This is a genomic window from Corynebacterium tuscaniense (assembly GCF_008693065.1).
Classification (GTDB): Bacteria; Actinomycetota; Actinomycetes; order Mycobacteriales; family Mycobacteriaceae; genus Corynebacterium; species Corynebacterium tuscaniense.
In genome coordinates, this window is sequence record NZ_VXKH01000116.1 from 1 (window position 1) to 1,893 (window position 1,893).

2 protein-coding genes are annotated in these 1,893 nt (G+C 65.3%); both read left to right on the forward strand.

The genetic code is table 11. The annotated features are described in order from the left end of the window. A partial coding sequence (locus F4V54_RS10695) for an SLC13 family permease (protein WP_211359489.1) occupies positions 1–855 on the forward strand: 855 nt, incomplete at its 5' end. Then, positions 856–1,893: cyclic nucleotide-binding domain-containing protein (locus F4V54_RS10700; RefSeq protein ID WP_150387128.1), on the forward strand; the 1,038-nt coding region annotated here is incomplete at its 3' end.

The following is a 1,893-nucleotide window of genomic DNA, read 5'->3' on the forward strand; positions in this document are numbered from 1 at the left end:
GTGGCGCTGTCGATCCCGCTCGCTGCCAACGTGGGTGGCATCGGCACCCCGGTGGGCACACCCCCGAACGCGATCGCGATCGGTGCGCTCGCCGAGCACGGCATCCGTGTGTCCTTCGTGGATTGGATGCTCATGGCGGTGCCTTTCATGCTGGTTGTCCTCGCCTTTGCCTGGGTATTTCTCTGTCTCGTTTTCATCCCCGCTGAGACCCGCATCTCCATCGAGATGCGCTCGAAGTGGAACACCGCCACCGACGCGAAACTCTTCTACGCCGTGGCAGGTCTGACCATCCTGTTGTGGATGAGCGAGCCGCTCCACGGCATCTCCTCCAACACCGTCGGCTTCATCCCCGTCGTGGCACTGTTGTGCCTGCAGGTGATGAGGGGCAAGGACGTCCAGGCACTTGACTGGCCGGTGCTGTGGCTCGTCTCCGGTGGTATCGCGCTCGGCACGGGCGTGGGTGCGAGCGGCCTGGACGAGTGGCTCGTCGGTTCGGTCAGCTGGGAGGTCATGGGTGCGCTGGCGATCCTCGTCGTGCTGGGCCTGATCGGCTTCGGCATGGCGAACGTCATCTCGCACTCTGCGGCCGCCAACCTGCTGGTCCCACTGGCGGTCTCGCTGGCGCTCTCGCTCGACGGCATCGACCCGCTCGTGGTTGCCGCGGTGGTGGCAATCGCCTGCTCGCTGGGCATGTCGCTGCCAATCTCCACTCCGCCGAACGCGATTGCGTACGCCACCAAGGAGATCTCCATTCCGCAGATGGCGCTAGTCGGACTCGTGGTCGGTACCGTGGCCACGCTGCTGTTGATCTTCGCCCTGCCGCCCGTCTGGCAGCTCATGGGGCTGGTGGTCTAAATGCTGCCGCGCTCCACCCTCGCCATCGTCGGCAAATCCCAGGCCACCCGCGACGTGCAGCAGCTGGTCAACGAGGCACTGGGCGCCACGCATGACATCCTCGCCGCCGATAATGTCGAGCACCTACGCTCGCTTCTGGGCGGCGACCCGCTTGCGCTTGTCACCGTCACCGTCCACGAGGACGGCTTGGCGCCCGACCACCCGTTGCTGGAGCTGATCTCCGAGCCCGGTTTCGAGTACACCCGCGTCATGGTGCTGACCACCGCGCCAGAGATCGCGGGCCTGGATGCACTTACTGACATGGGGCGGCTCGACATGCTCGTGTTCACCCCGGCGATCAAGGCAGAAGCACTCCTGCACAACATCCAGCAGCAGCTCAACCGCTACTGGTACATGCGCGGCAAGCACGACCCCTCTATCGCTGGCACCTTCGCCCTGCCAGAGGTCACCGAACTGGACGTAGGGCTGACCGACCAGGAGATCATCAGCCGCATCATCAAGGCCGCCGACATGCACCTGGGCTACCAGCCGCGCCTGACTTTCCCGCCGGGGGTCTACCTGACCAAGGAGGGCCACTACGTCGAGGAGGTCATCTTCGCCCTTTCGGGCCAGGTGCTTTTGCAGCGCTTTACCGACGCCGGCGATATCGTCATGCACCACGCCTCCACCGGCCACGTCATCGGACTACTCGCCCTGGCGAGCAACCGGGTCGGCTTCTTTACCGCGCGTACCACCACCGAGGTCGTCGCAGTCCAGCTGCCCACCGAGCAGGTGGACTACCTCATCCGCCAGGAGCCGGAGCTTGCGCGCCTGTTCAATATCCTCTTCGTGCGCTCCTACGACCGCCGCCTGCGCCGCGCCGAGGACATCCAGATCGAGCAGCACGAACTCACCGCGCAACTCGAAGACGAGCGCGCACGCTTGACCGCGGCACTGCACAACCTGGAAGCAGCGCGCCGCGAGCTGATGAGCCAGGCGCGCTTCGCCTCTCTCGGCGAACTCGCCGCAGGCGTTGCCCACGAGCTGAACAACCCGATG